This is a genomic window from Streptomyces sp. NPDC005070 (assembly GCF_053600395.1).
In genome coordinates this window covers 1-2,278 of the sequence record NZ_JBSFZS010000382.1, presented here as the reverse complement: position 1 = coordinate 2,278, position 2,278 = coordinate 1, and the positions used below count along the sequence as shown (strand labels likewise).

The following is a 2,278-nucleotide window of genomic DNA, read 5'->3' as shown; positions in this document are numbered from 1 at the left end:
GAGCAGGCGAAGCCCGCAGAAGGTAGCCCTGCGGGCACCTGCTCCGCAACGCAATTCCCCGCGTGGCGCCCCGCAGGTCGTCAGGGCCCGCGTCGATCAGGAATCCGGCCAGCCTGACCCCGTCGACGTCGGCGACGTGCATGGCGTCGATCCCGTTGTCCGGCACGATCGTCGCGAGGCCGAGGCCCAGGACGACGGTGTTGGCCCGGGTCACGTCGATCGTCCGGTCCAGGTGGTAGACACCCGGCGTGAACAGCAGGTTGAGGCCCTGGGCGAGAGCCGCGTTGATGGTCTCGGCGGTCGCGCCGGCCTTGACGACGTAGAACTGGTCGAGCGGGATCGACGTACCGGCCGTGTTCGGCCACGAGACACCGCGTGCGTTGGTGCGCTTGGAGGGCACGAACACCTTGTAGGTGCTGCCGTCCAGATAGAGGTAGGGCTTCTCGCGGGAGACCGGGGTGGTGTCCAGGGTGGTGTACGGGCCGGAGTCGAAGTTCGTCGCCGGTGCTCCCTGGACGCCCGTGAAGGTCATGTTCCAGACGCCGTTGGTCCAGCCTCCGACGGAGCTGTCACGGGTGTACCACTGCTGCTGGGAGTACGGGCCGACCGTGCCGTCGATCTTCGAGTCGGCGATGTAGCCGCCGGAGGCCCAGCCGTAGCCGTTCGGGGCCAGGTTGAGACCGCCCTGCACGTGGATACGGCGGAAGGGCGCGGCCTGGGCCACGGCCCAGCGGTCGGTGCCGTTGGAGGGGGTGATCGACAGGTTCTCCGCCGAACGCCAGAAGTTCTGGGTGGCGTTGCCGTTGAACCAACCCGCGTCCACGGTGATGTCGCCGTTGATGTGGACGTCGTCGGGGTTCTGGCCGAGGCCCGAGATCGAGGTGTAGAAGCCGACCTGGGCGTTGATGTTGTTGTAGGTGCCGGGCTTCATCAGGAACTGGTAGCGGGCGGAACCGAACTGGTTGGACTCCTGCTGGGCGAAGACCTGGTCGAACTTGCCCTGCAGATCGGGTGTCGAGGGGTCCACGACGATGACGTTGGGCCCGAGGTCCCCGCCGCCCTCCACGGGCGGGGTGCTGGTTCCGGTGCCGGTGTGGACGGCGACCTCCCACAGCGAGTAGCCGTACGCGGTGCCCCGGGTCGTCCCGTAGATCCGCACGTAGCGGCCCTTGCCCGAGACGTCGTAGGAGGCGGTGCCTCCCGTGCCGTCCGTGACGGACTTCAGGACGGTCCAGTTCTGGCCGTCCGTGGAGGACTGGATCTGGAAGGCCTTGCCGTACGCGGCCTCCCAGTTGAGGTCGACCCGGCACAGGTCGGTGGAGGCGCCCAGGTCGACCTGGACCCACTGCGGGTCGGAGAAGGCGCTGGACCAGCGGGTGCCGGTGTTGCCGTCGAAGGCGGCGGAGGCGGGGCTCGCGGCGTTCTCGGTGGAGGACGCGGTGGCCGCCTTCCCCTGCGCCGCGTTGGCCGTGTCGCAGGTCGCCGGGGTGGTGGTGCCGCCGGTGCCGAAGACCTGGAACTCCCACAGGGAGTAGCCGTATTGGGTCGCGCGGTGGACGCCGTACATCCGTACGTAGCGGCCCTGGCCCGAGACGTCGAGGGTGTCGGTGCCGCCGTCGCCGCCGGTCACCGTCTTGATGTCGGTCCAGGTGCTGCCGTCCGGTGACGTCTGGATGCGGTAGTCACTGCCGTACGCGGTCTCCCAGTTGAGGACGACCTTGGTGATCGTGGCTGAGGCGCCGAGGTCGACCTGGAGCCACTGGGCGTCCGTGGCGGCCGAGGACCACCGGGTGGCGGTGTCGCCGTCGACGGCGTAGGCGGCGGGAGTGCCCCCGTTCTCGTCCGACGAGGACGTGGTCGTCTTGCCCTGGGACAGGGGGAGTTCGGCCGCTGCGGCCGGTCTCTGCAAGGGCAGGGTGACGAGCGCGGCCATTGCGGCCAGCGCGACACCCAGGGTTCTGAGTTTCATGCCGTGACTCCATGCGGGTGGGGTGACGAGCGGAGCGGACACACTTGTTGAGCGACTGGGGAAACAGCCGCTTACGAGAGGAGAACCGTGAACCGGCCTTCCAGCGCGCTTAGTTCACGCTTTGATTTAAGTAATGAACCATCGGGGTGGCAAGTCCCGTGACGCGAGATTCTTCAACTCGTGTGCGCCGGACCCACGTTGGTGGGGTGCTCCGGGGCCGTGACCTGGACGCGGGGCGTCACCGACGGGGGGGAGCCCGTCCGGTTCCGTCAAGGCTTGAAGACGCCGAGTGGCCGCGGGCGTCTGCCG

Annotated in this window: 1 protein-coding gene; it reads right to left on the bottom strand. The window is 68.5% G+C overall.

The annotated features are described in order from the left end of the window. Positions 1–1,969, bottom strand: a 1,969-nt coding sequence (locus tag ACWEBX_RS39315) for a discoidin domain-containing protein (protein WP_451889499.1), incomplete at its 3' end; no start/stop codon positions are given. Between the last annotated feature and the right edge of the window lie 309 nt (positions 1,970–2,278).